We start from the raw sequence: 26,914 nt of genomic DNA, 5'->3' as shown, positions 1-26,914 counted from the left end.
GCTTCGCCGCCTCGGACGCCGGCCGGGTCGAACCGGTCGGCGCCGTGAGGGTCTGCTCAGGCACCGCGGACGGTGGGGTCCGCGGGCACGCTCCCCCGCTCGAAGACGGCGAGCTCGCCGGCCAGGTCGGCGTTCACCCGCGCGACGACGAGCGTCCCTTCGCCGGTGTGCTCGGTGGTGAGCAGCTCGCCGGCCTGGTGCACCCGGTCGAGCAGGTCGCCCCGCTCGTACGGGATCAGCGCGTGGACCTCGACCTCGGGCCGGGGCAGCCGGGACTCGAGCGTGCGCCGGAGCTCTTCGAAGCCCTCGCCCGTCCGGGCCGACACGACGACCGCGTCGCGGTGGCGCGCCCGGAGCGCGGCGATCGCGTCGGGGGTGGCCAGGTCCGACTTGTTGATCACGACGAGCTCGGAGACGGTGCCCGCGCCGATCTGCGTCAGCACCTCGTGCACGGCGTGGATCTGGCCCTCGGGGTCGGGGTCCGACCCGTCGACCACGTGGAGCAGGAGGTCGGCCTGCGCCGACTCCTCCAGCGTGGACGCGAAGGCCTCGACCAGGTCGTGGGGCAGGTGCCGGACGAACCCGACGGTGTCGGTGAGCGTGAAGACCCGCCCGTCCACGGTGGCCGAACGACGCGTGGTCGGGTCCAGCGTCGCGAACAGCGCGTCCTCGACGAGCACGCCCGCCCCGGTGAGCCGGTTGAGGAGGCTCGACTTGCCCGCGTTGGTGTAGCCCACGATCGCGACCGACGGCACCTGGTGGCGCCGCCGCTCGGCCCGTTTCGTCTCCCGCGTGCCGTCCATGTCCCGCAGCGCGCTGCGCAGGCGCGAGATGCGGTGGTTGATCCGGCGGCGGTCGGTCTCCAGCTTGGTCTCACCCGGTCCGCGGCCACCGATGCCCGCACCGCCGGCGGCGCGACCACCGGCCTGGCGCGAGAGGTTGCCACCCCAGCCGCGCAGGCGCTGCTTGAGGTAGTTGAGCTGCGCGAGCTCGACCTGGGCCTTGCCCTCCGCGCTCTTGGCGTGCTGGGCGAAGATGTCGAGGATCAGCGCGGTCCGGTCGATGACCTTGACCTTGACCTTGTCCTCGAGGTTGCGCAGCTGGGCGGGGCTGAGCTCGCCGTCGCAGATCACGGTGTCGGCGCCCGTCGACACCACGACCTCGCGCAGCTCGGCGACCTTGCCGGACCCGATGTACGTGGCCGGGTCGGGGATCGCGCGGCGCTGGACGAGACCCTCGAGCACCTGGGAACCGGCCGTCTCGGCGAGCAGCTTGAGCTCGGCCACCGAGTTGTCGACGTCGACCTGGCTGCCCGTCGTCCAGACGCTGACGAGGACGACCCGCTCCAGCAGCAGCTGGCGGTACTCGACCTCGCTGATGTCGGCGAGCTCGGTCGACATGCCTCCGACGCGGCGCAGCGACTGCCGGTCGGCGCGGTCGAGCTGCTCGCCGTCGACGCCGTCGGGATCGACGGGTCGGGGTGCGCGGGGTCGGCGGACGGTCTCGACGACCAGCTCGTCCTCGGGTCGGACGGCGTCGTCGTCGAGCGTGGGGTCATCGGTGCGAGGCAGACTCATCTTGTCCCCAGACTCTCACGCAGGGCCAACCGTGGGCACCTGCTTCGGCCGCTGTCCACAGGTCCTTCTGCCGAGCCGACGGCGCCGACGCGCCACGGTCCCGCGACCGGATCGGCGGACACCACCTCGACGCGCCGCGTGCGAACACGCCCGACGGTCGCTACCCTGGACGTTGACAACGTTGTCTCCTTCATCGTCAAGCGAAAGAGACAACCCTCATGACCACGTTCGTCACCCTGCTCCTGGCCGCCCTCGGCGTCCTCTGCCTCGGCATCCCGCTGACCGCCGTCGCCGTCGTCTACCGCGACGAGCTCGCTCCCGTGTGGAACGCCGTGAGGCGCGCCCTGGCCTTCGACCCGCGCCACCCCGCGCTGCACCACACCGCCGCTCGCTGACACAGAGCCGCGCACCCTGCGCACAGCCGCTCAGGCCGCAGCCTGGGCGGCTGTGCCGACGGCGCGCGGCTGCGGTGGTCAGGCGTTCGGCAGGGTGACCTCGCCGTACGCGACCAGCACCGCCGGTCCGGTCAGCCAGGCCTGACCGTCGGCCAGCTCGACCTCGACCTGCCCGCCGGGGACGTCGACGGTCCACGTGCCGTCCCCGTCGCCGTCGCGCGCCTGGCTCGCCGCGACCACCGCGACCGTGCCGGTCCCGCAGGAGCGCGTCTCGCCCACCCCGCGCTCGTAGACCCGCATCGCGACGTGGCGTGCGCCGACCGTCTCGACGAACTCCAGGTTGACGCCCTCGGGGAAGGCCGTGGCCGGTGCCCACGCGGGCGGGCGGGTCAGGTCGAGCGCCCGGGGCGGACCGAAGCTCACGGCGTGCGGGTTGCCCACGTCGACGGGCGTCGCCTCGAACTCGGACCCGTCGGCGGTCGACACGTGCACCGCGCCGTCACCCACCGCGACCGGCCCCATCGCGACCCGCACCCGACCGTCCGCCAGGACCGACGCGGGCCGCAGACCCGCGCGGGTGGCGACGTCGACGTCCGGACCGGTGGCGAGGCCCTCGTCCAGCAGGTAGCGGACGAAGACGCGTACGCCGTTGCCGCACATCTGCGCCAGCGAGCCGTCGGCGTTGCGGTAGTCCATGAACCACAGGTCGGGGTCGCCGTCCCACTCCGGGACGTGCCGGGCCCGCACCGCCCGCAGCAGACCGTCACCGCCGATCCCGGCGCGCCGGTCGCACAGCCACCGCACGTCGTCGTCCGACATGTCGAGGGTGTTCTCCCGGTCGAGCAGGACGACGAAGTCGTTCTGCGTGCCGTGCCCCTTGCTGAACCTCCACCGCCGCACGGCCCTATCGTCCCACCGGTCGCGGCACGCCTCAGGCTCCGGTCCCCTCGGGGCCGGCGAGGACGAGGGCCGCGTCGACCAGGTCGGGACGGTCGTGCTCCAGCCAGGTGATGCGCTCGTCCTTGCGGAACCAGCCGTCCTGCCGACGCGCGAACTTCCGGGTCGCGACGACCGTCGCCTCGCGGGCGGTGGCCTCGTCGACCTCGCCGTCGAGGTGCTGCAGGACCTGGCGGTAGCCGAGCGCCCGCGACGCCGTCACCCCGTCGCGGAGCCCGGACCGTTCCAGGAGCCGGACCTCGTCGACCAGGCCGGCCTCCCACATCAGGTCGACCCGGCGCCGGATCCGCTCGTCGAGCATCGGCCTCGGCACGTCGAGGCCGATCTGGACGACGTCCGGCAGCGCGTACCGACGTTCCGGGAGCTCCGCCACGTACGGCCGTCCGGTGATCTCGCCGACCTCGAGCGCCCGGACGACGCGACGGCCGTTGGCGGGCTCGATCCGGGCCGCCGCCCCGGGGTCGCGCTCGGCCAGGCGGGCGTGCAGCGCCTCCGGCCCGACCTCCGCCAGCTCCGCCTCGAGGCGGCCCCTCAAGGCCGGGTCCGTCCCGGGGAACTCGAACGCGTCGACCACGGCCCGGACGTAGAGGGCCGACCCCCCGACGAGGATCGGCACGACCCCGCGCGCCCGGCAGCCGGCGACCGCGGCCCGGGCCATGCTCTGGAACCCGGCCACCGTCGCGGTCTGGGTCACGTCCAGCACGTCGACGAGGTGGTGCACCACGCCGGCGCGCTCGCGGGCCGACGGCTTGGCCGTGCCCACGTCCATGCCGCGGTAGACCAGCATCGAGTCCGCACTGACCACCTCGGCGGGCTGCCCGCGCGCCGCGTACGCGAGGGCGAGGGCGACCGCGAGCCCGGACTTCCCGGATGCGGTCGGGCCCACGATCACGATCGTCATGGCGCTCAGTCTGGTGCCCGCGGGACCGTGGTCCGGTCGACGGCGCCCGCGAGGAGGGGGTTGACGGCGTGGAGCAGCGCCGCCGCCATGGCCGTGGCGGTCTCGCGCCGGTAGGTCAGCAGGGTGAGGTAGCCGACGTGCCGGTCGTCGGCGGTCATGAGGCCGACGCCGAGCCCGTCGTGGAAGCCGGCCGGGGCGAGGTAGTCCCGCCACCCCTGGAGCCCGGCGAGCTGCGCCGCGATCCGGTGCCCGAGCATCGGCCAGCCGGGTCGACGCAGCCCGAGCCGACGGACGTCGGCCGCCCCGACGTCGTCGGCGAAGAGCCGGTGCAGCGACTCGGCGGCGCCGTCCTCGATCAGGGGCAGGTACCGCCCGGAGGCGTCGTCGAGGCGCCCCAGCCACAGGGCGTCGTAGTCCACCAGCCGGCGCAGCAGCGGAGGCAGGGCCACCAACCAACGCCCGCTCGCGTCGACGCCCGCGGTGGCCCGGGCGACCTCGGTCCGGAAGCGTTGCTCCCCGCCGAGGCCGGAGAAGGACGGCAGCGGGCCGGCCTGCGTCGGGTCGTCGGCGACCACGAGGACCTCCCGACGGTGGTGCCGACCACCCGGAAGGGGTTCGGCTGATCGTCAGCCTATTGGGACGGGGGCCGAGGACCGACCGCCCGCCTAGGCTTGGACGATGGGCATCTTCGACAAGGCACGTGACGCGCTGGAGAAGCACGCGGACAAGATCGACCCCCTGGTCGACCGGGTGGCGGGCGAGGCCGACAAGCGGACCGGCGGCAAGCACGCCTCGCACATCGACCGCGTCGCCGACCTGGCCAAGGACAAGCTCGGCGAGCAGGCGCGCCGCGACACGCCGCCGGACACGGGCCGTCCGGTCTAGGGTCCGGCTTCAGCGCAGGTCGGGGCCCGCCGGCGTCCCGCTCTCGACGACCGCCCGGGCCAGCCCGGCGACCTGCGCCTTCTTCTCCTGCGCGGCCTGACGCGCGGCGACCGCCACCTCCCGGGCCTCGGCAACCTTCTGCTGCACCCGCTGCCGGGCGTCGGCCAGCTCGCGGCGTCGCGTCCGGGCCCGGAACAGCTCGCGGAGCGTGAGGCCGCCGGCCACCACGGCGACGACCAGCAGGAACACCCCGAGGGCCCCGAGCTCCATGGCGAGCAGGACCAGCCCGACCACGAGCGCGACGCCGGCCAGGACCCCGGGCACCAGCACCCGTGACCGAGGCGTGGCCCAGCGCTGGTCCGCCAGGACGTCGAGCTGCGCCAGACGGGCCGGGTCGGCACCGTCGGTCCCGACCTCCACCTGACCCAGCGGCGTGCTCGCCACGACCGGACCGGGCTGCTCGGCCGCCACCCGGACGCCGATCTCCTGTGCGGCCGCCTCCAGGCCGGGGCGCGCCCACGCCGCCAGCCGTCGGCGCGCGTCCGACGTGGTGCCCGGGTCGAGCAGCGCCTGCTGCACGAGGTCGGTCGTGCTCGTCCGGGGCGGCTCGGCCTGCGGGTCGGCCTCGACCGCCCCCGGGTCCTCGATCCGGGCCCGGAGCACCCGGGCGCGCTCCAGCAGGGCCCGCTCGTCGCCCAGACCGGCACCGACCAGGGCGTCCAGCAGCCGGCGCAGCGCGGCCCGGTCGTCGGTGGGCGGGGCGTCCTTGGAGGGGACGGCGTCCGCGGTCGCGGTCGGCGCAACATCCGGTGTCCAGGTCCCGTCGAGCACCTCCTGGAACCGGCGGAGCACGGCGACCGGTTCCGCGGAGCCGGCGGCCCGCTGCGCGAACGCGTCCCAGGTGGACCCACCCAGGTCGAGGTCGGTCCCCCAGCTCTCGCGGACCGTACCGAGGACGTCGCCGTACAGGCCGTGCGTGGCCGCCCGCCACAGCAGGACCTGCGGCGCGGCGAGCGCACCGTCCCCGACCAGCAGCGGCGCGACCCGGGCGGCCACGCGATCCCCGTGACCGAGCCACCCGAGCGCCGCGACCACGAACGTCTCGTGCTCCTGGCTGGTCCCCGGCGTCGGGGCGACGTCGGCCACCCCGCTCGTGGACGCCAGCCGGAGCACCTCGTTCGCCGCGTCGACGAGCCAGTAGTCGACGTCGCGCCCGTCGACGGGCTCGGGGACGCCGCGCTGCTCCAGCACCGTCAGCGCGCGGAGGACGTCACGCCGGACGGCGCTCGTGTCGGGGTGGGCGGCGAGCTGCTCACGCACGTCCCCGAGCTCGACGTAGGCGTCGAACGCCGTCGACAGCGCCTGCAGCCGGGACTCGATCGAGCCCTGCAACGTCCGGAGCTGGCTGCTCAGCCGCGCGGACTGGGCCGAGCTCGCCGACGCGCTGGCCTGCAGCCCCTCGACCTCCTCACGCAGCATCCGGTCACGGCCGTACTCGCTGCTGAAGAACCAGCTCCAGTCGTCAGGCATGGCAGCAGGGTGCCAGCCCGGGGGCTCAGCCGCAGGCGTTCGCGGGCGCGAGAGGCGCGGGCACGCCGATCGCCGGGAGGCCGAGGCTCACGACGGGTCGCGCCGGTCCGGCGCCGGCCTGGCGGGCCGCCCAGGCGTCGCCACCCCGCGTACGCCGCAGGTCGAGCACCCCGTCGTCGGCCGTGAGGTGGTGCGGCGCGGCGTAGGTGACCACGACGTCGGCCAGGTCGCCGGGACGGGGCTGGGCGGCAGGGTCCTCCGGCACACGGACGTGGACCAGCCGGTTGTCGCGGGCCCGCCCGGACATCCGGGCGGTCGCGGCGTCCTTGCGGCCCTCGCCGTCGGCGAACATGACCTCGAGCGTCCGCCCGACCTGCGCCCGGTTCTCCGACCAGGCGATGTCCTCGACGAGCGCGACGAGCCGCTCGTAGCGTTCCTGGACGACCTGGCGCGGCACCTGGTCCGGCATCGTCGCCGCCGGCGTGCCCGGGCGGATCGAGTACTGGAACGTGAAGGCCGCGGCGAAGCGCGACGCCGCGGCGACGTCGAGCGTGGCCTGGAAGTCCTCCTCGGTCTCGCCGGGGAAGCCCACGATGATGTCGGTGGTGATGGCGGCCTGCGGCAGCGCGGCGCGCACGTCGTCGATGATCCGCAGGTACTTGTCGCTGCGGTAGGAGCGCCGCATCGCGCGCAGGACCCGGTCCGAGCCCGACTGCAGCGGCATGTGGAGCTGGGGCATGACGTTCGGCGTCTCGGCCATGGCCGCGATGACGTCGGGGGTGAAGTCGCGGGGGTGCGGCGAGGTGAAGCGGACGCGCTCGAGGCCCTCGACCTGACCGCAGGCCCGCAGCAGCTTGGCGAACGCCCCGCGGTCGCCGAACTCGACGCCGTACGCGTTCACGTTCTGCCCGAGCAGGGTGACCTCCTGCACGCCCTCGGCGACGAGCATCTCGATCTCGGCCAGGATCTCGCCGGGCCGGCGGTCCTCCTCGCGCCCGCGGAGCGACGGCACGATGCAGAACGTGCAGGTGTTGTTGCAGCCGACGCTCACCGACACCCACGCCGCGTACGCGCTGTCGCGCCGCGTGGGCAGGGTCGAGGGGAAACGCTCCAGGGACTCGGCGATCTCGACCTGGGCGGCCTCCTCGACGCGGGCCCGCTCGAGGAGCGTCGGCAGCGACCCGATGTTGTGGGTGCCGAAGACGACGTCGACCCACGGCGCCCGGCGGGTGATCTCGCCGCGGTCCTTCTGGGCCAGGCAGCCGCCGACCGCGATCTGCATGTCCGGGTGCGCCTTCTTGTCCCGGCGCAGGAGCCCGAGCGTGCCGTAGAGCTTGTTGTCGGCGTTCTCGCGCACCGCGCAGGTGTTGAAGACGACGACGTCGGCCAGATCACCCGGCGCCTTCGCGTACCCCGCCTCCTCCAGCAGCCCGGCCAGCCGCTCGGAGTCGTGCACGTTCATCTGGCAGCCGTGCGTGCGGATCGCGTACGTCCGCCCCGCACCCTCGGAGGTGGGGTCGGCAGCGCGGGTGCTCGTCGGGATCGCGGTCAGGGTCATGGCCCGGCCAGCGTAATCGCGCCCGCTCTAGAGTGCGATCCGTGACGTACCCCACCGGGAAGCAGCTCGACCTCGTGCTCGGGGACCAGGAGGCGACGGTCACCGAGCTGGGCGCAGGCCTGCGGCGCTACACCGTCGGCGGGCTCGACGTGGTGAAGGGGTACGCCGCCGACGAGCCGGTCTCCGGGGGCCGGGGCCAGCAGCTCGTGCCGTGGCCCAACCGGATCCGCGACGGCCGCTACCCGTGGGCCGGCAAGACCCAGCAGCTCGTCCTCAGCGAGCCGCCGCGCCACAACGCCAGCCACGGGCTCGCGCGCTACGTGCCGTGGACGGTGGTCGAGCACGGGGAGTCCCACGTCGTGGCCGGGCTCACGATCTACAGCCAGCCGGGGTGGCCGGGCGTCCTGCACGCGGAGCTGACCTACCGGCTGACCGAGGACGGGCTCCACGTCACCCTCGAGGCGACCAACGTCGGGGAGGCGGACGTGCCCTTCGGCTACGGCGCCCACCCCTACCTCACCGTCGGCGAGAACTCGGTGGATCAGGTGCGCGTGACGCTGCCCGCGGCCAGCCGGCTCGAGGTGGACGACCGGCTCCTGCCCGTCGCGGTCTCCCCCGTCGACGGCACCGGACTCGACCTGCGCGACGGCTCCCCGGTGGGCGACCGGGTGCTCGACACCGCGTACACCGACCTCGTGCGCGACGACACCGGCGGCTGGACCGCCACGCTGGAGCGTGAGGACCGCTACGCCGCGCTCTGGGCCGACGCCTCCTTCGGCTGGGCGCAGGTCTTCACCGGCGAGAAGCGGCGCGACGTGGGCATCGCCGTGGAGCCGATGACCTGCGGCCCGGACGCCTTCAACGAGGGCCCGACGCACGCCGGGATGCGGGTCGTGGCGCCGGGCGAAACCTTGTCGTTCCGGTGGGGGATTCGAGGTCGATAGACGGGCTATATGCCAAAAGAACCGTAACAATTGCGGTTCCTTTGGGTGACGCCCGGCCCGGGGGCTGTCGCCGGGGCCCCGTCTCCCACTACTTTGCGACGATGGAAGCCCCAGGCGTCGGACCTCCGCTGGTCGTGCTGGAGGACGTCGACAAGCACTTCGGCGACCTGCACGTCCTGCAGCACGTCAACCTCACGGTGGCCAAGGGCGAGGTCGTGGTGGTGCTGGGCCCGTCGGGCTCCGGCAAGTCCACGCTGTGCCGGGTGATCAACCGGCTGGAGACGATCGGGTCGGGCTCGATCACCATCGACGGCGAGCGGCTGCCCGAGGAGGGCCGGGCGCTCGCGAACCTGCGGGCCGACGTGGGGATGGTCTTCCAGTCGTTCAACCTCTTCGCGCACAAGACCGTGCTCGAGAACGTGACCCTCGGACCGATCAAGGTCCGCAAGGTCCCCGCGGCCCAGGCCCGCGAGCGCGGGCTGGAGCTGCTGACCCGGGTCGGCGTCGAGTCCCAGGCCGACAAGTACCCGGCCCAGCTCTCGGGCGGGCAGCAGCAGCGCGTCGCCATCGCCCGCGCGCTGGCGATGGACCCGAAGGTCATCCTCTTCGACGAGCCGACCTCGGCCCTCGACCCGGAGATGGTCAACGAGGTCCTCGACGTCATGGTCGGGCTCGCCAAGGGCGGGATGACCATGGTCGTCGTCACCCACGAGATGGGCTTCGCCCGCAAGGCCGCGAACCGCGTGGTCTTCATGGCCGACGGGAAGATCGTCGAGGAGGGCGGCCCCGAGTCGTTCTTCACGTCCCCGCGGACCGAGCGCGCGCAGGACTTCCTGAGCAAGATCCTCACCCACTGAGGACTGCTCCCCCACCCCGTGCGCCGACCGGCGCGCGGACGTTCGTCCAGGAGCGGGCGGCTGGCCACCCCAGCCCCCGCCGACACCGGAGGCAGAGACGATGACACGCAACCAGATCCTCGGAGCCCTAGCAGCGGCCGGGCTCGCCCTGACGACGGCCTCCTGCGCCAGCGCGGAGAACGCCGTCCCCGAGGCCGGCAGCGGCGGCTCCGCCGGCGCCGGCGGGCCCGTGACGGTCGGGATCAAGTTCGACCAGCCCGGGCTCGGCCAGCAGGTCGGCAGCGAGTTCAAGGGGTTCGACGTCGAGGTCGCGCAGTACGTGGCCAAGGAGCTCGGCTACACCGACGTGACCTTCAAGGAGGCCCCGTCCGCCCAGCGCGAGACCCTGCTGCAGAGCGGCCAGGTCAAGATGATCTTCGCGACCTACTCGATCACCGACGACCGCAAGCAGAAGGTGTCGTTCGGCGGCCCGTACTTCGTGGCGGGCCAGGACCTCCTGGTCAAGGCGGACTCCGACATCACCGGGCCGGACGCGCTGAACGGCAAGAAGCTGTGCTCGGTCACCGGGTCCACCTCGGCCAAGAAGGTGCAGGACCAGTTCGCGGGCCAGGTGCAGCTGCAGGAGTACGACACGTACTCCAAGTGCGTCGAGGCGCTGAACAGCGGCCGGATCGACGCGGTCACGACCGACAACGTCATCCTCGCGGGCTTCGCCGCGCAGCCGCAGTACGAGGGCAAGCTCAAGGTGGTCGGTCAGACCTTCTCCACCGAGAAGTACGGCGTCGGGCTCATGAAGGGCGACACCGCGACGTGCGAGAAGGTCAACGCGGCGATCACCAAGATGGTCTCGGACGGCGCGTGGCAGAAGGCGCTCGACGACACCGTCGGCGCCGACTTCAAGCCCGACGCCGCCACGAACCCGCCCACGCCCGAGCCCTGCTCGTGATCCTGGTGCGCTGCCGGCCCGTGCGGGCCGGCGCGTCGGCGGCCCGCGCCTGATGGACGCGTTGTCGACGCTCCTGGAGAGCTACGACGTCCTGGCGGCCTTCTGGATGACGGTCAAGCTGACCTTCTGGTCGGCCATCGGGGCGCTGGTCGTCGGGACGGTCGTCGCCGTCTGCCGGGTGTCCCCCGTCGGGGTGCTGCAGGCCTTCGGGACGGCGTACGTGACCCTGATCCGCAACACGCCGCTCACCCTGATCGTGTTCTTCTGCGCCTTCGGGCTGCTGAACACGCTCGGGGTGAGCCTGGCGGCGGCGGGGTCGCCGACCGAGATCGTCGACAACAACTTCCGGTTCGGGCTGATCGCGCTGTCGGTCTACCACGCCTCGTTCGTCGCCGAGGCCCTGCGGAGCGGCATCAACACCGTGCCGCAGGGTCAGGCGGAGGCGGCCCGGGCGATCGGGCTGGGGTTCGGCGCCTCGCTGCGCGAGGTGATCCTGCCGCAGGCGTTCCGCGGGGCGATCGCGCCGCTCGGGAACACGCTCATCGCGCTGACCAAGAACACGACCGTGGTCGCCACGATCGGCGTCGCCGAGCTGTCGTACGTGATGCGCGGGATGATCGAGCTCAACCCGTCGCTGCTGTACGCGATCTTCCTGCTCGTGGCCGCGTGCTTCGTCGTGCTCACGCTGCCGACCGGTCTGCTGTTCACCAGCCTGTCCCGGCGTCTGGTGGTGCAGCGATGAGCGCCCAGGCCGTCCTCTTCGACGTCCCGGGGCCCCGGGCGCGACGGCTCTACCGGGTGCTCGGCGTCGTCGGCGTCCTCCTGATCGCGGCGTTGCTGCTCGTCCTCGTCCGCGCGCTGGCGTCGCCCGACAACAACCAGTTCACCGCGCAGAAGTGGGCCCCGTTCCTCGACCCGGAGACGTGGACGTCCTACCTGCTCCCGGGCCTGCTGGCCACGCTCAAGGCGGCGGGGGCCGCGGTCGTCCTGTCGGGCGTCTTCGGCGTGCTGCTCGGCCTCGGCCGACTGTCCGAGGCCCGGCCCGTCCGCATGGTCTGCGGCGCCCTCGTCGAGTTCCTGCGCTCGGTGCCGGTGCTCGTGATGATGCTGTTCGTCTACTACTTCTGCATCTTCGTGCTCGGCGTCCTGGGTGACACCTCGACGTTCGTCGGCGTCGTCGGCGGTCTGACCCTCTACAACTCCGCCGTCATCGCCGAGCTGATCCGCTCCGGGGTCTTCGCCCTGCCCAAGGGTCAGCGCGAGGCCGGTCTGGCGATCGGGCTGACGCCACGTCAGACGCTGGTCACGGTGCTGCTGCCGCAGGCGGTCACCGCCATGCTGCCGTCGCTGATCAGCCAGCTCGTGGTGATCCTCAAGGACACCGCGCTGGGCTACATCATCAGCTTCACCGAGCTGCTGCGGTCCGGCACGACGCTGTCCACGGTCTACGGGAACCTGATCCCGACCCTGATCGTGGTCGCAGCGCTCTTCATCGCCCTCAACTACACGCTGACGGTGGTCGCCCGGGTCGTCGAGCGTCGCCTGAAGCGGGCGCAGCGCACGGCGGGTCCGGTCGCCGGTGGAGCCGGTCCGGCGGGACCCGGTCTGGTGGCGGCCGGGCCGGCCTCGGTCGAGGGGCCCCCGCTCCGCTGAGCCGCGCACACTCGACCGCCCGCCGGGGCCCGACCCGGCGGACGTTCGCTCAGCGTGCGGTCTCGGTCGCCCGCGACTCCCGCACCACGACGACCTTGATCTGACCGGGGTAGGTCAGGTCCTCCTCGATCTGCTTGGCGATGTCGCGGGCCAGCACCTGGGCCGCGATGTCGTCGATCTCCTCGGGCGCGACCATCACCCGGATCTCGCGCCCGGCCTGCATGGCGAACACCTTCTCCACGCCGTCCCGGTCGCCGGCGATCTGCTCGAGCTTCTCCAGCCGCTGGACGTACGCCTCCAGCGTCTCCCGGCGAGCGCCGGGCCGTCCGCCGCTGATGGCGTCCGCCGCTTGCGTCAGAACGGCCTCGACGGTGCGCACCTCGACCTCGTTGTGGTGGGCCTCGATCGCGTGCACGACGTCGGCGTTCTCGCCGTAGCGCCGGGCCAGGTCGGCCCCGACCATCGCGTGGGAGCCCTCGACCTCGTGGGTGAGCGCCTTGCCGATGTCGTGCAGGAACGCCGACCGCTTGCACTGGGCGATGTCGAGCCCCAGCTCGCCGGCCATCAGACCGGCGAGGTGGGCGCTCTCGACCATGTGCTTGAGGACGTTCTGCCCGTACGACGTCCGGTAGCGCAGCGTGCCGAGGATGGAGACCAGCGCCGGGTGCAGGTCGGTGATGCCGACGTCGGCCATCGCGTCCTCCGCGGCCTGCAGGCACAGCGCCTCGATCTGACCCCGGCTGCGCTCGTGGACCTCCTCGATGCGGGCCGGGTGGATGCGCCCGTCCTTGACCAGCTCGGTCAGCGTGAGCCGCGCGGTCTCGCGGCGGACCGGGTCGAAGCAGGAGAGGAGGACGGACTCGGGGGTGTCGTCGATCATGACGTTGACCCCGGTCACCTGCTCGAAGGCGCGGATGTTGCGCCCCTCGCGCCCGATGATCCGGCCCTTCATCTCGTCGCCCGGCAGGTGCACCGCGGACACGACGGACTCGGACGTCTGGTCGGACGCGACGCGCTGGATGGCCCCGACGACGATGTTCCGGGCCCGCTCGTCGGCCTCGCGCAGCGCCTTGCGCTCGATCTCCCGGGCGACCAGCACCGACTGCCGCTTGGCGTCGTGCTCCACGCCGGCGACCAGCTCGGACTTGGCCTGCTCGGCGGTCAGCCCGGCCACACGCTCGAGGGCGGCCAGCCGCTCGACCTCCGCCTCGTCCAGCCGGCCGCGACGCTCGTCGAGCTCGGCTCGGGTGGCGTCGACCGCGCCCAGCTGGTCGTTGAGCGAACGGAGCTCGCCGTCGAGGCGCTCCTCGCGCTCAGTCAGGCGGTGCTCACGGCGTTCGACGTCGACGCGCTGCGCCCGCAGCTCGTCGCGGCGGGCCTGCATCTGCTCCTCGAACGCGGCGCGGGCCTGGGCCACGGACGCCATCAGCTCGGCGGCACGCTCGTTCGCCTGCTCGACGAGCTGGGCGGCCTCCGGGGACGGCGGCCCGACGTGCTTGACGGGCTCGGGTGCCGCGGCCTGGTGCGGCGCGCCGCTCTCGGCGTCCGGGTCGCTGTCCGGGTCGGGCTCCGACGTCGACGCGCTCGACGTTGCTGCGCTCGGGGAGGTCAACGCGCTCGACGTCGGGGTCGGCGTCACGGCTGTCTGCGCCGCGGTGTCGTCCAGCCCGCGCGGCTCGACGACTGGCGCCTCCGAGCTGACGCGGACCGCCGAGGTCCGTGACCGCCTCAGCAGCACGACCGCCACGACGCCGACGACGGCCACGACGATCAGCAGCAGGACAAGGACGAGGGCTTGGAATGCTCCACCCGCCATGGTGACTCCCTCCTCACGGGCGCGTGCGCGCACCTCGAGGGGTTTCGTCAGCGCTCACCGTGAGCCCGGACGGGTCGAGAGCGTCTCTCTCGTCCGGGCACCACGACGTCGTACAGATATCAGTCCGCCGCAGCGGGTTTCAGTCCGCGGAGCCCTGTTCAGGTCCACGGTCACACATATCAAGATCGAGCCAGCGTTCAGAAAAACCCTCGTCTTGGCAGGTTAGGACCGGCCCCCGACAGGGTCAAGCACCGGCAGTCCCAGGCGCCCCACGCGTCGTCACTCGTCACGGCCGAAGCCGTCGAGCACCTCCGAGAGCACACGGGTCGTGACCGACGACGAGAACCCCCGCCGCGCCAGCACCCCGCCGAGCCTCCGGTACGCCACCTCACGCTCCAGCCCGCCCATCCGGGACGCACGGCGGCGGGCCAGGTCCAGGGCGGCGCTGTGCTCGTCGGCGCCTTCGACGTCGGCGAGCGCGTCGTCGATCACGTCGCGCTCGACGCCCTTGGTCTGGAGCTCCCGCCGCAGGGCGGTCTTGCTGAGGTGACGCCGCTGCTGCCGGGACGACACCCAGTCGTGCGCGAAGGTGACGTCGTCCACGAGCCCGACCTCGGTCATCCGGTCGAGCACGGCGGCCGCGGCCTCCTCGGGCACGTCCCGCTCCGCCAGCGCCCGCTCCAGCTCCACCCGCGTCCTGGCCTGCACGGCGAGCTTGCGCAGCACAACTCCCCGCGCAAGCTCTTCTGGGTCGGCGTCCGGCTCGGGCACCGCAGCGCCCCGACCGCGCTTCCGCCGGGTGACCTCGCCGTCGTCGTCGCCGTCCCCGTCGGAGCCTGCCGGGAGGTCGTCCTCCTGGTCCCGGGACCGCCGTCGGGTCAGAGACCGACTTCCGGAGCCGACGGACGGCGCCCGGCGGCTGCGTGCGTACCCGCTCTCGGCCTCCACCGCTCGGCCGAGCTCACCGGTCCCGGCAGCCGGTATCTCGTCGCCCGGGTCGACCCCGTGGCGACGCAGCCATTCCCGGGCCGCCGAGACCTGATCGACCTCGGCGGGCGACCCGCACGCGCCGGCCGAGGCGCCGAGGTCGTCAGGCACCGCTTAGAACTCGACCTCGCCCGTGACCGGGTCGACCCCGGCCGGAGCGTCGACGCGCGGCCCGATGCCCATCTTCTCCTTGATCTTCTTCTCGATCTCGTTCGCGATGTCGGGGTTGGTCTTGAGGTAGGTGCGGGCGTTTTCCTTGCCCTGGCCCAGCTGGTCGGAGTCGTAGGTGAACCACGCACCGGCCTTGCGGATGATCCCGCACTCGACGCCGAGGTCGATGAGGCTGCCCTCGCGGCTGATCCCGAACCCGTACAGGATGTCGAACTCGGCCTGCTTGAAGGGCGGCGCGACCTTGTTCTTGACGACCTTGACCCGGGTGCGGTTGCCCACGGCGTCCTGACCGTCCTTGAGGGTCTCGATCCGGCGGACGTCGAGCCGGATGGAGGAGTAGAACTTCAGCGCGCGACCACCGGTCGTCGTCTCCGGAGAGCCGAACATGACGCCGATCTTCTCGCGCAGCTGGTTGATGAAGATCGCGGTCGTGCCCGCGCCGCTCAGCGCACCCGTCATCTTGCGCAGGGCCTGGCTCATCAGCCGGGCCTGCAGGCCGACGTGGCTGTCCCCCATCTCGCCCTCGATCTCGGCGCGCGGGGTGAGCGCGGCCACGGAGTCGATGACGATCAGGGCGAGCGCCCCGGAGCGCACGAGCATGTCGGCGATCTCGAGGGCCTGCTCACCGTTGTCCGGCTGGCTCACCAGGAGCGAGTCGGTGTCGACCCCCAGCCGGGCGGCGTAGTCGGGGTCCAGCGCGTGCTCGGCGTCGATGAAGGCGCAGATCCCGCCGGCGGCCTGGGCGTTGGCGATGGCGTGCAGCGCCACCGTCGTCTTGCCGCTGGACTCCGGGCCGTAGATCTCGACGACCCGGCCGCGCGGCAGGCCCCCGATGCCGAGGGCGAGGTCGAGCGCGATCGACCCCGTCGGGATCGTCTCGATCGGGACGCGGACCTCGTCACCGAGGCGCATCACCGATCCCTTGCCGTACTGCTTGTCGATCTGCGCGAGGGCTGACTCCAGCGCCTTGTCGCGGTCGCCTGCGGCCATCGTGATCCTCTTTCCTCGCCCGTGGGGCTTCGTGTGTGCGCCTCGTCGGCGTGACTGCTGTGGTCGTTGACGAGACTGTAGGGACGGGCCCTGACAATCGGCCGCCCTCGGCGCCCGGCCTGTGGAGAACCCGGTCCGTCGTTCCGCTTCGGTGGACAACTTACCGAACAGGTGTTCGACGGGCTAGGCGACACGCCCACGGCCCGACGAGGTCGCTCCCGACCTTCCCCCGACGACGCCAGCGGCCGGGACGGGGGGCCAGGCGCCACTCGTCACCGCGCGGTCCTACCCCCACACGAGGTGGCGCGGGCGGCCACCTGTGGGCCCGGCGGGTCAGCGCTCGCGCGCGGGCAGCTCGAGCGCGGTCCAGGCCGCGCGCCAGACGTCCTTCGACGAGACGCCCGCCTCCAGCGCCTGCACCACGGTCCGGCCGCCCACGTCGGGGAGGCTCTGCTCGGCGGCCCAGACGCGGTAGTAGCCCGCGCCCAGGTGGTGCTGCAGGCGCGCCCACAGCTCGGTCTCCTTCATCGCTCCCCCGTCGCCGACGGTCCGGAGCGTCGGCGGGCGCCCACCGTAGCCCCGGCGTCGTCCGCTCCCAGCAGAAGTGTCGGTGGCCACGGGCAAGATGGAGGACGTGACCGCGATCCTGGCTCCCGCCGACCCGCTGGACGGCTTCACGCCGGCGACGTCGACGTGGTTCCGCGAGGTGTTCGCCGAGCCCACCGGGGCGCAGCGCGGGGCGTGGACCAGCATCGCGGCGGGACGCAACGCCCTGGTGGTCGCCCCGACCGGCTCCGGCAAGACGCTCGCCGCCTTCCTGTGGTCCCTCGACCAGCTGGCCCGCGAGCCCGCCCCGCCGCCCAAGGAACGCTGCCGCGTCCTCTACATCTCCCCGCTGAAGGCCCTGGCGGTCGACGTGGAGCGCAACCTGCGGGCCCCGCTCACCGGGATCACCCAGACCGCGCTACGGCTGGGGCAGACGCCGCCCAGCGTCACCGTGGGCGTCCGCTCCGGCGACACCACGCCCGCCGAGCGCCGCGCCATCGTGAGCCGGCCGCCGGACATCCTCATCACCACGCCCGAGTCGTTGTTCCTCATGCTCACCTCGTCTGCCCGCGAGGTCCTGCGCTCGGTGCGCACGGTGATCCTCGACGAGGTCCACGTGCTCGCCGGGAGCAAGCGGGGCGCCCACTTCGCGGTCTCGATCGAGCGCCTGGAGGCTCTCGTCCAGGAGGGCGGCGCCGAGCGTCCGCTGCAGCGCATCGGCCTCTCCGCCACGGTGCGCCCGGCCTCGCGGGTCGCGGCCTACCTCGGCGGGCCGTACGACGTCGACGTCGTCGCCCCGCCCGCGGAGAAGCGCTGGGACCTCGACATCGTCGTGCCGGTCGAGGACATGACCGACCTCGGCGCCTCCTCCGCCCCCGGGCAGGTCTCGCTCGAGGACGAGAAGCCGACGCGCGCGCCGTCGATCTGGCCGCACGTGGAGAACCGGATCCTCGACGTCATCAACGACCACCGCTCGACGATCGTGTTCGCCAACTCGCGCCGCCTCGCGGAGCGGCTCACCGCCCACCTCAACGAGCTGAACGCCGAGCGCCTCGAGGCGGCCCGCGCCGAGGCCGTCCCGGACGAGGTCGACGACGACGCCGAGGACGATGCCGACGACGCCGACGACGCGGAGGGCGGGGCCGTCGCGCCGCCGCAGCCGCGCCGCCCGCCGGCCCAGGTGATGGCGCAGTCGGGCTCCTCCGCCGGGCACGACGGCACGTTCACCCCGATCGTCGCGCGGGCCCACCACGGCTCGGTGAGCAAGGAGCAGCGGGCCGACATCGAGGCCGCGCTGAAGTCGGGGCAGCTGCCCTGCGTCGTCGCGACCTCCTCGCTGGAGCTCGGCATCGACATGGGGGCCGTGGACGTCGTCGTCCAGGTCGAGTCGCCGCCGTCGGTGGCCAGCGGGCTCCAGCGGGTCGGACGCGCGGGCCACCAGGTCGGTGCCGTCTCGCGCGGCGTCTTCTTCCCCAACCACCGCGGCGACCTGATCGAGTCCACCGTCGTCGTCGAGCGGATGCGGCAGGGCGCGATCGAGGAGGTCTCCGAGCTCCGCAACCCGCTGGACGTGCTCGCCCAGCAGATCGTCGCCGTGGTCGCCATGGAGGAGACCAAGGTCGACGAGCTGTACGCGCTGGTGCGCCGGGCGGGCGTGTTCCGCGACCTGCCGTGGAGCGCGTACGAGTCGGTGCTGGACATGCTGAGCGGGCGCTACCCGTCGGAGGACTTCGCCGAGCTGCGTCCCCGCGTGGTCTGGCAGCGCGACACGGGCGTGCTCACGGCCCGGCCCGGTGCCCAGCGGCTCGCCGTCACCTCGGGCGGCACCATCCCCGACCGCGGCATGTTCGGCGTGTTCCTCGTGGGCGAGGGCAACGCCTCCGGCCGGCACGAGGCGGGCCGTCGCGTCGGCGAGCTCGACGAGGAGATGGTCTACGAGACCCGGGTCAGCGACGTCTTCACCCTCGGCACCACCAGCTGGCGCGTGGAGGGGATCACCCACGACCAGGTGCTCGTCTCCCCCGCGCCGGGCGTCCCCGGCCGGCTGCCGTTCTGGAAGGGCGACGCCCCCGGGCGGCCCCTCGAGCTGGGCCGCGCGTTCGGCCGCTTCGTCCGCGAGGTCGGCTCCCTGCCGCCCGCGCAGGCCGAGGACCGGCTCGCCGAGGCGGGGCTCGACGACTACGCCGCCAACAACCTGCTGACCTACCTGCGCGAGCAGGAGGCGGCGACGGGTTCGCTGCCGACCGACCAGACCATCGTCTTCGAGCGGTTCCGCGACGAGCTCGGCGACTGGCGCGTCTGCGTCCACTGCGCGCTCGGCACCGGCGTCCTGACGCCGTGGGCCCTCGCCGTCGAGCGCGCGGCCCGCGAGCGCTACGGGCTCGAGGTCCAGGCCACGGCGACGAACGACGGCATGGTGCTCCGGGTCCCCGACACCGAGTCGACCCCGCCGGGAGCCGACCTGATCCTCCTCGACCCGGACTCCATCGAGGGCGTGGTGACCGACGAGGTCGGCGGTTCGGCGCTCTTCGCCTCGCGCTTCCGCGAGTGCGCCGCCCGGGCGCTCCTGCTGCCCCGCCGAGACCCCAAGTCCCGCTCGCCCCTGTGGCAGCAGCGGATGCGCTCGGCCCAGCTGCTGTCCGTCGCCGCGCAGTACCCGGAGTTCCCGATCGTCCTGGAGACGATGCGCGAGTGCCTGACCGACGTCTTCGACCTGGACGGGCTGCTCGAGGTCCAGCGCCAGGTCGCCTCGCGCTCGGTGCGCATCGTCGAGGTCGAGACGTCGGAGGCGTCGCCCTTCGCCCGGTCCCTGCTCTTCGGCTACGTCGGGGCCTTCGTCTACGAGGGCGACGTCCCGCTCGCCGAGAAGAAGGCGGCGGCCCTCTCGCTCGACGCCACGCTGCTCGCCGAGCTGCTGGGCAAGGACGGCCTCAAGTCGCTGCTCGACGCCGACGTCATCACGCGCACCGAGGCCGACCTGCAGGGGCTGAGCGAGGAGCGTCAGGCCTCCGACGTCGAGCGGCTCTACGACACCGTCCGGACGGCGGGCCCGTTCACGCTCGACGAGCTGCGGCTGCGGTCCGCCCCGGGCTTCGACCCGGTGGCGGCGGTGGAACGGCTCGTCCTCGACCGCCGGGTCGTCGAGGTCCGCATCGCCGGGCAGCCCATGGTCGCCGTCTCCGAGGACGTCCCACGCCTGCGGGACGGGCTCGGTGTGCCGGTGCCACCCGGCGTGGCCGCGAGCTTCACCGAGTCGTCGCCCCGCCCGATCGAGGACCTGGTCCAGCGCTGGGCGCGGACGCATGGACCGTTCCTGGCGTCTACGGTGGCGACCCGCTACGGCCTCGGCCGGGCCGTGGTCGAGGGGGCGTGCGACGCCCTGGTCGCCGCCGGCACGATCGTGGCCGGGTCGTTCGTCGAGATGGGCGACGCGGAGTCCGACCGGCGGCAGTACTGCCACGGCCAGGTCCTCGCCCTGGTCAAGCGCCGGACGCTCGCGGCGCTGCGGCGCGAGGTCGAGCCGGTCGAGCAGGTGGCGTTCAGCCGCTTCCTCGCCGAGTGGCAGGGCATCGGGTCGGGCACGCGCGGCGCGGACGCGGTGCTCGCGGTCCTCGAGCAGCTCGACGGCTGCGCCCTCCCCGCGAGCGCGGTCGAGAGCCTGGTGCTGCCGGCGCGCGTCGCCGACTACCGCCCCGCGATGCTCGACGAGCTGATGACCGCCGGCGAGGTCGGCTGGGTCGGCGACGGCGCGGTCGGCGACTCCGACGGCTGGGTCCGCTTCGTCATCGCCGGGATGGAGCCGCCGCTCGCCGGCGCGGAGCCGTCGCACTACCGCGGGCAGGAGCTGCTGGCCGCCCTCGGGGCGGGCGGAGCCCGGTTCTTCGACTCGGTGCTCCCCGTCGGCGTCACCGACCGCGCCGAGTACGTCGCCGCGCTGTGGGACCTGGCCTGGGCCGGGCTGGTGAGCTCCGACACGTTCAACCCCGTACGGGCGCTGGTCGAGGGCGGTGGCGCGCACCGCAAGCCGAGCCGACCGGCGACCAGGACCCACCGCGCCCGGCTGAGCGGTCAGGGGCTCCGGCGTCCCGCCCGGGCGCCGCGGCTGTCGTCCCCGACCACCGCGGGACGGTGGTCGCTGGTCGAGCGCTCGCCCTCGACCCCGGCCGAACAGCTCGCCGGACACGTCTTCGGCCTGCTCGACCGCTACGGCGTGGTCACCCGCGGGACCGTCATGACCGAGAACACCGACGGCGGGTTCGGCGCCGCGTACCGGGCGATGTCGACGATGGAGGAGACCGGGCAGTGCCGGCGCGGCTACTTCATCGACGGCCTGGGCGCGGCGCAGTTCGCGCTCAGCGGCGCCGTCGACCGCTTGCGCGCCCAGCAGCGTGAGCCGGACGAGCCGACGGCGACCGTGCTGGCCGCGTGCGACCCGGCCAACGCGTACGGCGCCGCCCTGCCGTGGCCGGAGCGCGAGGGCCACCGGCCGGGCCGCAAGGCCGGGGCGCTCGTCGTGCTGGTCGACGGAGCCCTCGTCTTCTACGTGGAGCGCGGCGGGAAGACGTTGCTGTCCTTCACCGAGGCGGAGCGTCTCCTCGGACCGGCCGCGAAGGCGCTCGCGTCAGCGGTGCACCAGGGTCACCTCGGCAAGCTCACGGTGGAGCGGGCCGACGGCGGTCACGTGTTCGGCTCGGCGGGCGTCAGCACGGCCCTGCAGGAGGCGGGCTTCCGGATGACGCCGCAGGGCCTACGGCTCCGCCCGTCCGTCTGAGCGCGGCCTTGCCGTTTCCGATCACGCGTTCGCGCGATCTTGTGACGTCCGCTCGTGCTGCAGCGCGAGCGAACGCATCAAGAACGAGCGAACGAGCGGGACGCGTGCGAAACGCCAGTGGGAGGGGTTAGCGCCAGGCGGGAGCGACCTAGGACCAGCGCCGGGGACGGCGCGGTGGTGCAGCAGCTCAGGCGGCCTGGGCCATCGCGCGGACGTGCGGCAGCGGGGTGACGCGGTTGTCGACGCGCTCGACGGCGGCCATCTTCTCGCTGGTGACGTTCAGGACCACCGAGAGCGGCAGGTCCAGGGCTCCGCAGATCGAGGCGAGCAGCTCGCTCGACGCCTCTTTCTGGCCACGCTCGACCTCGGAGAGGTAGCCGAGGCTGACCCGGGCGGCCTTCGACACCTCGCGCAGCGTGCGTCCCTGGTCGGTACGCGCCTCGCGCAACGACTCCCCGATCAGCTCACGGACCAGCACCTGCTTGACCGGAGTCAGAGACGACATGCAGAAACTGTACCCACCCCCGCCGCGCGGCCGGAGCGCACCACGCTCAACCCTGGCCACGAGCACGCGGACCGGGTCAGGACAGGGGCACCGCTAGCGCGTCGAGCGCCTCGTGCAGCAGCGTGAGGACCGCGTCCACGGTCTGGCGGCGGATCTCGTCGCGGTCCCCGGCCAGCCGCAGCGGACGCACCTGCGGGGCCGCCCCGGGGACGGCCACGCCGACGTACACCTCGCCCACCGGGTGCCCGTCCTGGGGCGACGGACCGGCCACCCCGGTCGTCGCGATCCCGACGTCCGCGCAGCACACGCGCGCGGCACCGGCGGCCAGTGCAGCCGCGGTCTCCGGCGCCACCGGACCGTGCTCGGCCAGCAGGTCGGCGGGGACGCCGACGAGGCTCGCCTTGAGGTCGGTGGCGTAGCAGACGATGCCGCCGCGGTAGACGTCCGAGGAGCCGGCGACGGCCGTCAGGGCCGCACCGACGAGCCCGCCGGTCAGCGACTCGGCGGTGGCCAGCGTGAGCCCGCGCCGGCGGAGGGCGGCGAGGACGTCGGCGGCCGCCCCGACCCCGGTCACGCTGGGGTCACGCCGAGGCCGAGCTGCGGCGCAGGCGTACGGCCGAACGGACGTAGTTGGCGCCGGTGAGGACGGTGAGCACGAACGCCGCGATCATCACCACCCAGCCGACGGTGTGCACCCAGTGCAGCCCGTCGACCATCTGGAACGGCAGCAGGAACAGGGTCAGCGCGACCGCCTGCAGGACGGTCTTCGCCTTGCCGCCCCGGTCAGCCGCGATGACGCCGTAGCGGATCACGACGAAGCGGAGCACCGTGATGCCCCACTCGCGCACGAGGATCACGATGGTGATCCACCACGGCAGCTCGCCGAGGACCGACAGCCCGATGAAGGCCATCCCGGTCAGCGCCTTGTCGGCGATGGGGTCAGCGAGCTTGCCGAAGCTGGTGACGAGGCCGTACTTGCGGGCGACCTTGCCGTCCACGAAGTCGGTGAAGATCGCGACGACGAAGATCGCGGTGGAGACGACCCGCCAGCCGACCGAGTCGGGGTGCGCCAGCAGCGCCCACGCGAAGACGGGCACCATGACGAGCCGGAGGACGGTCAGCGCGTTGGGGACGTTCCAGGCGCTGACCTGACGCGGGGTGGTCCCGGTGCTGGTGTCCCCGCTCACGCCACCGCCCGCAGGTCCGCGCCGTCGCTGCCCGTCACCACCGCGTCCACGAACGTGCCCACGACCCCAGCATGACCGACGTCCAGCGTCACGGAACCGTCGACCTCCGGCCCCTGGTGCGCGGCGCGGCCGACGGTCTCCTCCGCGTCACCCTGCCCGGCGACCTCCTCGACGAGCACGCGGACGCGCTCGCCGATCCGGTCCTCCGCACGCTGGGTGACCAGCTCGTCGGCCAGGTCGGCCAGCGTGGCCCGGCGTGCCTCGATCTCGTCCTCGTCGATCTGACCGCCGAGACCCGCGGCCTCGGTGCCGTCCTCGTCGGAGTACCCGAAGACGCCGACCGCGTCGAGCCGTGCGGCCACGAGGAACTCGCTCAGCACCTCGACGTCGGCCTCGGTCTCGCCGGGGAAGCCGGCGATGACGTTGCTGCGGATGCCGGCGAGCGGGTTGGCCGCGCGGATGCTCTCGATGAGGCCCAGGAACGACTCCGGGTCGCCGAAGCGGCGCATCCGGCGCAGGACCTTCGGGGCCGCGTGCTGGAAGGAGAGGTCGAAGTACGGGGCGACATGCGGTAGCGACGTCATGGCCTCGACCAGGCCGGGGCGCATCTCGGCGGGCTGCAGGTAGGAGACCCGGACCCGCTCGAGCCCGTCCACGGCGCCGAGGTCGACGAGCAGCTTCTCCAGCAGGCGGATGTCGCCGAGGTCCTTGCCGTACGAGGAGGTGTTCTCGCTCACGAGCATGACCTCGCGCACGCCCTGCTCGACCAGCCAGCGCGCCTCGCCGACGACTTCGTCCGGCGTGCGGGAGACGTACGCGCCCCGGAAGGCGGGGATCGCGCAGAACGCACAGCGCCGGTCGCAGCCCGACGCGATCTTGAGCGGGGCGTACGGGCTGCCGTTGAGGCGGCGCCGGTAGGCGCGGGGGCCGCTCGCCGGCGCGAGGCCGTCGGGCAGCGGCGTCACCGGGCTGGTCTGCGTCGGGACGCCGGGGATGGCCGTGGTGCGGGCGGCAGCCCGACGCTGCGACGGGGCCAGGGGCAGCAGGGTGCGCCGGTCGCGCGGGACGTGAGTCTCGTGCTTGCCGCCGGCGAGGATGTGGGAGAGCCGGCCCGCGACGTCGGCGTAGTCGTCGAAGCCCAGCACCGCGTCCGCCTCCGGCAGCGACTCGGCCAGCTCGGAGCCGTAGCGCTCGGCGAGGCAGCCGACGGCCACGACCGCCTGGGGCCGACCGGACGCCTTGAGGTCGGCGGCCTGCAGCAGCGTGTCGACGGAGTCCTTCTTGGCCGCCTCGACGAAGCCGCAGGTGTTGACCATCACCGCGTCGGCGTCCTCGGGGTCGTCCACGAGACGGAACCCGCCGTCCTCCAGACGAGCGGCGAGCTCCTCGGAGTCGACCTCGTTGCGCGCGCACCCGAGGGTGACGAGGTGGACCGCCGTGAGCGGGGTGGCGGGGCTGGTGACAGGTGCAGGCATGACGCTCCAGTATGACCGACCGGGCGGCAGGTCCCCTCGCGCGCTTGGCACCTCGACGGCGACACGTTCGAGGAGGCGCGGAACAACGTCCACCACGCCGGCTGAGGTCGCCGACGTCTTGGGCATCGACCGGAACCAAGCGGGCAATCGTCCATGGGACAGCGGGCGCTTGCGCAAGAGGGTCGACGGGTCCTACGTGCTGGTCGAGGGTCGATTGACCTAATAAATTGTGTCTGGTACGTGTTGTAGTCATCTCACACACAAGAAGCCACAAACACACAACGCACAATCCCCTTATAGACCTGAGGGTCAGAGTGACAACCCACAACACACACAACTCATACAGGTTGACCCCCTACGCGTGCGGGGTGTGCAGGGGCTGCCCCAGAGGTGGTGTGGTTGCGAGGGCCGCGACGATGGTCACATGCAGATGAGCTTTGAGGGACCGCCGAAGTACGTACGCATGCCGCGACGCGACGAAGTGGGCACCGTCATCCAGGTGGGCAAGAACATGGGGGGCAGCATCAACGTCTACGCCTATGTGGGCTCGATTGAGGCTACGGGTGAGGTCTGCTTCTACGGCAGTAGTCGCGTGACTCGCTGCGACGAGGACGGCAACTAAACAATGGCAGGCAGGCACAAGACAATTACGTATGTGCGGATGCGGGACGTGACGAAGTCGGCTTAGTCGTCGAGTCGCGCCGTGAAGTAGGCGACGTGGAGGTCTACGACCTCTTGATCGAGGCCACAGGGGAGGTTTGTGCCTGTGCCAAGGGCCGCGTCGCCCGCCGCGACGAGAACGGCAATCCGACCTGACCCCTGGGGTGCACCGGCGCGAGCACCGGTACACCCCCTAAGTATTGATACCTACGTGCGCGGCCCCGTGTGGTCGTCGTCGTCAGACTTCGATCGGCGTTCCTCGAACCAGTCGATGATCGCAGTCACCTTCTGGGCTACGTCAGTTCCCCAGGTGACTACACCCCCCACCACACCGAGGGCCTTGTAGAGCAGAGTCGCGCCTGCGATCAGGACGAATAGCGTTCCGTACGTCATCGAGCACCTGACTTTCTTGAACGAGCGAGACCTACTGCCCAAAAGCAAGTCGCCGGGAGGGCCCTTCATGCCTCGCTGCCTTTTGAAAGGTTAAGGGCATTCGGGGTCAGCGGCAAATGTGCTGACGCAGCAGGAAAACGCCCCATAACTAGGCACAACTTCCCAGCGCGCAAAGGCAGTGAGCGCCAGCAGAATACCCCTGGGGAGAGGCCCCCTCCCCCGGATCGTCTGGCGGCCCGGTCGGAATTTTCGCTCGTCCTGTGCACAAGTTTCGAGAATTTCGCTTTGGCTGCTCGCGGGAGCGTGGAGCGCGACAGACGCTCAGTCGCTCGTACAGACGGCAGCGCCCCTGACCCCTGGGTGACATAGGCCATCTTCAGAGGCGGGGTTCAGACGGCACCAGCTCGCACCCGTGTGGTTACCAGGGTGAACGCCCTGCACGTCTGTACGAACCACTGAGGAGCGCAAACGCGGACGACGTACGGCGCGGCTCGGACCTCCGGTCCGGCCGGTGGCGTTCACTGAACCTCGTTCGTCACACCTGCCCCAGGAGTCCCGTATGACCGCCCAGTCCTCCCACGCCGTCATCCCCCTCGCGATCGTCGCGGGCGCGATGGTGCTGACGGCGGCCGCGTGCGGGACCGACGCGGCCTCGACGCCCAGCCCCACGAGCGCCGGCGAGCCCACGGTGACCGTCACGGCCACCGAACCCGCCCCGGCTCCCACGAGCCCGACGAGCGCCCCGAGCAGCACGCCGGGCGGCGCGGGAGGAGGCTCTGGCTGCGCCGTCGGCAGCCTCAAGATCACCTACGCCAACGACACGGGCGGCGGTGGGGCCGGCAGCGTGGCGGGCGCCCTGACCTTCCGGAACACGGGCTCGGCCGCCTGCACGCTGAGCGGCTTCCCGGGCGTGTCCTTCGTCGGCGGTGGCAACGGCACCCAGGTCGGCCAGGCGGCGACGCGGACGGACGCCGCGGTGAAGACGCGGACGCTCGAGCCCGGCACGTCGGTCAAGGCGGCCCTGCGGCGGACGCAGCCCGGGAACTACGGGGACGACTGCGGGCAGACCAAGGTGGACGGCTTCCGGGTCTTCCCGCCCGGGTCCACCGAGTCGGCCTTCGTGGCCTTCCCGACGACCGGCTGCAAGAGCGCCGACGTGCCGCTGCTGCAGGTCGGTCCGGTCAGCTGATCCGCAGTCTCGCGGGACGTT

The 26,914-nt window shown here is 72.6% G+C and carries 24 protein-coding genes; 10 read left to right on the top strand and 14 right to left on the bottom strand.

Annotated elements, in window-relative coordinates; all coding sequences use genetic code 11:
* Positions 1 to 56: 56 nt before the first annotated feature.
* Positions 57 to 1,577: a GTPase HflX gene (hflX, locus tag FHX39_RS07450; RefSeq protein ID WP_183337476.1), complete on the bottom strand. Its 1,521-nt coding sequence runs from the start codon at positions 1,575 to 1,577 to the stop codon at positions 57 to 59.
* Between the two features lie 218 nt (positions 1,578 to 1,795).
* Between hflX and FHX39_RS07445 the strand changes: the two genes are divergently transcribed.
* Positions 1,796 to 1,972 carry a hypothetical protein gene (locus FHX39_RS07445; RefSeq protein WP_183337475.1) on the top strand — a complete coding sequence of 59 codons (177 nt, stop codon included), beginning with the start codon at positions 1,796 to 1,798 and terminating at the stop codon, positions 1,970 to 1,972.
* 78 nt (positions 1,973 to 2,050) lie between these two features.
* On the opposite strand, the gene dapF is transcribed toward FHX39_RS07445, so the two are convergent.
* The 3 genes from dapF to FHX39_RS07430 are packed head-to-tail and all read right to left on the bottom strand — an operon-like array spanning position 2,051 to position 4,405.
* The gene (dapF, locus tag FHX39_RS07440) at positions 2,051 to 2,872 is read right to left on the bottom strand and encodes a diaminopimelate epimerase (protein WP_183337474.1); all 822 of its coding nucleotides are present in this window, start codon (positions 2,870 to 2,872) and stop codon (positions 2,051 to 2,053) included.
* A gap of 31 nt (positions 2,873 to 2,903) precedes the next feature.
* Positions 2,904 to 3,830 carry a tRNA (adenosine(37)-N6)-dimethylallyltransferase MiaA gene (gene miaA / locus FHX39_RS07435; protein WP_183337473.1) on the bottom strand — a complete coding sequence of 309 codons (927 nt, stop codon included), beginning with the start codon at positions 3,828 to 3,830 and terminating at the stop codon, positions 2,904 to 2,906.
* Positions 3,831 to 3,835: 5 nt separating this feature from the next.
* Positions 3,836 to 4,405, bottom strand: a complete 570-nt coding sequence (locus tag FHX39_RS07430) for a hypothetical protein (RefSeq protein WP_183337472.1) — start codon at positions 4,403 to 4,405, stop codon at positions 3,836 to 3,838.
* 103 nt (positions 4,406 to 4,508) lie between these two features.
* Between FHX39_RS07430 and FHX39_RS07425 the strand changes: the two genes are divergently transcribed.
* On the top strand, positions 4,509 to 4,715 hold the full coding sequence (locus FHX39_RS07425) for an antitoxin (protein ID WP_183337471.1): 207 nt from the start codon (positions 4,509 to 4,511) through the stop codon (positions 4,713 to 4,715).
* Between the two features lie 9 nt (positions 4,716 to 4,724).
* On the opposite strand, the gene FHX39_RS07420 is transcribed toward FHX39_RS07425, so the two are convergent.
* Positions 4,725 to 6,245 carry a hypothetical protein gene (locus FHX39_RS07420; protein ID WP_183337470.1) on the bottom strand — a complete coding sequence of 507 codons (1,521 nt, stop codon included), beginning with the start codon at positions 6,243 to 6,245 and terminating at the stop codon, positions 4,725 to 4,727.
* 25 nt (positions 6,246 to 6,270) lie between these two features.
* Positions 6,271 to 7,803, bottom strand: coding sequence for a tRNA (N6-isopentenyl adenosine(37)-C2)-methylthiotransferase MiaB (miaB, locus tag FHX39_RS07415; protein WP_183337469.1), 1,533 nt, complete (start codon positions 7,801 to 7,803; stop codon positions 6,271 to 6,273).
* A gap of 41 nt (positions 7,804 to 7,844) precedes the next feature.
* Between miaB and FHX39_RS07410 the strand changes: the two genes are divergently transcribed.
* The 5 genes from FHX39_RS07410 to FHX39_RS07390 all read left to right on the top strand — a co-directional run bounded on the left by FHX39_RS07410 (position 7,845) and on the right by FHX39_RS07390 (position 12,203).
* Positions 7,845 to 8,747, top strand: coding sequence for an aldose 1-epimerase family protein (locus tag FHX39_RS07410; RefSeq protein ID WP_183337468.1), 903 nt, complete (start codon positions 7,845 to 7,847; stop codon positions 8,745 to 8,747).
* Positions 8,748 to 8,848: 101 nt separating this feature from the next.
* On the top strand, positions 8,849 to 9,604 hold the full coding sequence (locus FHX39_RS07405; RefSeq protein WP_198423293.1) for an amino acid ABC transporter ATP-binding protein: 756 nt from the start codon (positions 8,849 to 8,851) through the stop codon (positions 9,602 to 9,604).
* A gap of 100 nt (positions 9,605 to 9,704) precedes the next feature.
* Positions 9,705 to 10,550, top strand: coding sequence for a glutamate ABC transporter substrate-binding protein (locus FHX39_RS07400; RefSeq protein ID WP_183337467.1), 846 nt, complete (start codon positions 9,705 to 9,707; stop codon positions 10,548 to 10,550).
* Between the two features lie 52 nt (positions 10,551 to 10,602).
* Positions 10,603 to 11,292, top strand: coding sequence for an amino acid ABC transporter permease (locus tag FHX39_RS07395; RefSeq protein ID WP_183337466.1), 690 nt, complete (start codon positions 10,603 to 10,605; stop codon positions 11,290 to 11,292).
* Complete coding sequence (locus FHX39_RS07390; protein WP_183337465.1) at positions 11,289 to 12,203, top strand: amino acid ABC transporter permease; 915 nt, start codon at positions 11,289 to 11,291, stop codon at positions 12,201 to 12,203. The genes FHX39_RS07395 and FHX39_RS07390 overlap by 4 nt, the downstream gene beginning before the upstream one ends.
* Before the next feature lie 49 nt (positions 12,204 to 12,252).
* On the opposite strand, the gene rny is transcribed toward FHX39_RS07390, so the two are convergent.
* From rny to FHX39_RS07370, 4 genes are all read right to left on the bottom strand, one after another.
* Entirely contained in the window at positions 12,253 to 14,019 is a 1,767-nt protein-coding gene (gene rny / locus FHX39_RS07385) for a ribonuclease Y (protein ID WP_183337464.1), read from the bottom strand.
* 279 nt (positions 14,020 to 14,298) lie between these two features.
* Positions 14,299 to 15,117: a regulatory protein RecX gene (locus FHX39_RS22055; RefSeq protein WP_183337463.1), complete on the bottom strand. Its 819-nt coding sequence runs from the start codon at positions 15,115 to 15,117 to the stop codon at positions 14,299 to 14,301.
* Between the two features lie 3 nt (positions 15,118 to 15,120).
* Positions 15,121 to 16,167, bottom strand: a complete 1,047-nt coding sequence (gene recA, locus FHX39_RS07375) for a recombinase RecA (RefSeq protein WP_183337462.1) — start codon at positions 16,165 to 16,167, stop codon at positions 15,121 to 15,123.
* Positions 16,168 to 16,500: 333 nt separating this feature from the next.
* Entirely contained in the window at positions 16,501 to 16,695 is a 195-nt protein-coding gene (locus FHX39_RS07370) for a DUF3046 domain-containing protein (RefSeq protein WP_183337461.1), read from the bottom strand.
* 97 nt (positions 16,696 to 16,792) lie between these two features.
* On the opposite strand from FHX39_RS07370, the gene FHX39_RS07365 reads away from it, so the two are divergent.
* Positions 16,793 to 21,484 (top strand): ATP-dependent helicase, encoded by a 4,692-nt coding sequence (locus FHX39_RS07365; RefSeq protein WP_183341064.1) that lies wholly within the window; start codon positions 16,793 to 16,795, stop codon positions 21,482 to 21,484.
* A 187-nt stretch (positions 21,485 to 21,671) separates the two neighbouring features.
* Here FHX39_RS07365 and FHX39_RS07360 read toward each other — a convergent pair whose 3' ends face one another.
* The 4 genes from FHX39_RS07360 to rimO form a co-directional block, all read right to left on the bottom strand.
* A complete protein-coding gene (locus FHX39_RS07360) occupies positions 21,672 to 21,989 on the bottom strand; it encodes a helix-turn-helix domain-containing protein (protein ID WP_183337460.1) in 318 nt (105 codons plus the stop codon).
* Positions 21,990 to 22,065: 76 nt separating this feature from the next.
* Positions 22,066 to 22,563, bottom strand: coding sequence for a CinA family protein (locus tag FHX39_RS07355; RefSeq protein ID WP_183337459.1), 498 nt, complete (start codon positions 22,561 to 22,563; stop codon positions 22,066 to 22,068).
* A gap of 7 nt (positions 22,564 to 22,570) precedes the next feature.
* On the bottom strand, positions 22,571 to 23,176 hold the full coding sequence (gene pgsA / locus FHX39_RS07350; RefSeq protein ID WP_332836716.1) for a CDP-diacylglycerol--glycerol-3-phosphate 3-phosphatidyltransferase: 606 nt from the start codon (positions 23,174 to 23,176) through the stop codon (positions 22,571 to 22,573).
* Positions 23,173 to 24,651 carry a 30S ribosomal protein S12 methylthiotransferase RimO gene (rimO, locus tag FHX39_RS07345; RefSeq protein ID WP_183337458.1) on the bottom strand — a complete coding sequence of 493 codons (1,479 nt, stop codon included), beginning with the start codon at positions 24,649 to 24,651 and terminating at the stop codon, positions 23,173 to 23,175. Before rimO ends, pgsA begins: the two co-directional genes overlap by 4 nt.
* Positions 24,652 to 25,075: 424 nt before the next feature.
* Between rimO and FHX39_RS07340 the strand changes: the two genes are divergently transcribed.
* Both FHX39_RS07340 and FHX39_RS07335 read left to right on the top strand, forming a co-directional pair.
* Positions 25,076 to 25,273 (top strand): hypothetical protein, encoded by a 198-nt coding sequence (locus FHX39_RS07340; protein ID WP_183337457.1) that lies wholly within the window; start codon positions 25,076 to 25,078, stop codon positions 25,271 to 25,273.
* Positions 25,274 to 26,263: 990 nt separating this feature from the next.
* On the top strand, positions 26,264 to 26,893 hold the full coding sequence (locus FHX39_RS07335; protein WP_183337456.1) for a DUF4232 domain-containing protein: 630 nt from the start codon (positions 26,264 to 26,266) through the stop codon (positions 26,891 to 26,893).
* The last annotated feature ends 21 nt before the right edge of the window (positions 26,894 to 26,914 follow it).

It is taken from the genome of Microlunatus antarcticus (genome assembly GCF_014193425.1).
In the GTDB taxonomy this organism is placed as follows: Bacteria; Actinomycetota; Actinomycetes; order Propionibacteriales; family Propionibacteriaceae; genus Microlunatus; species Microlunatus antarcticus.
Note: the sequence above shows the minus strand (reverse complement) of the source record. Positions and strands in the feature narration are given on the sequence as shown.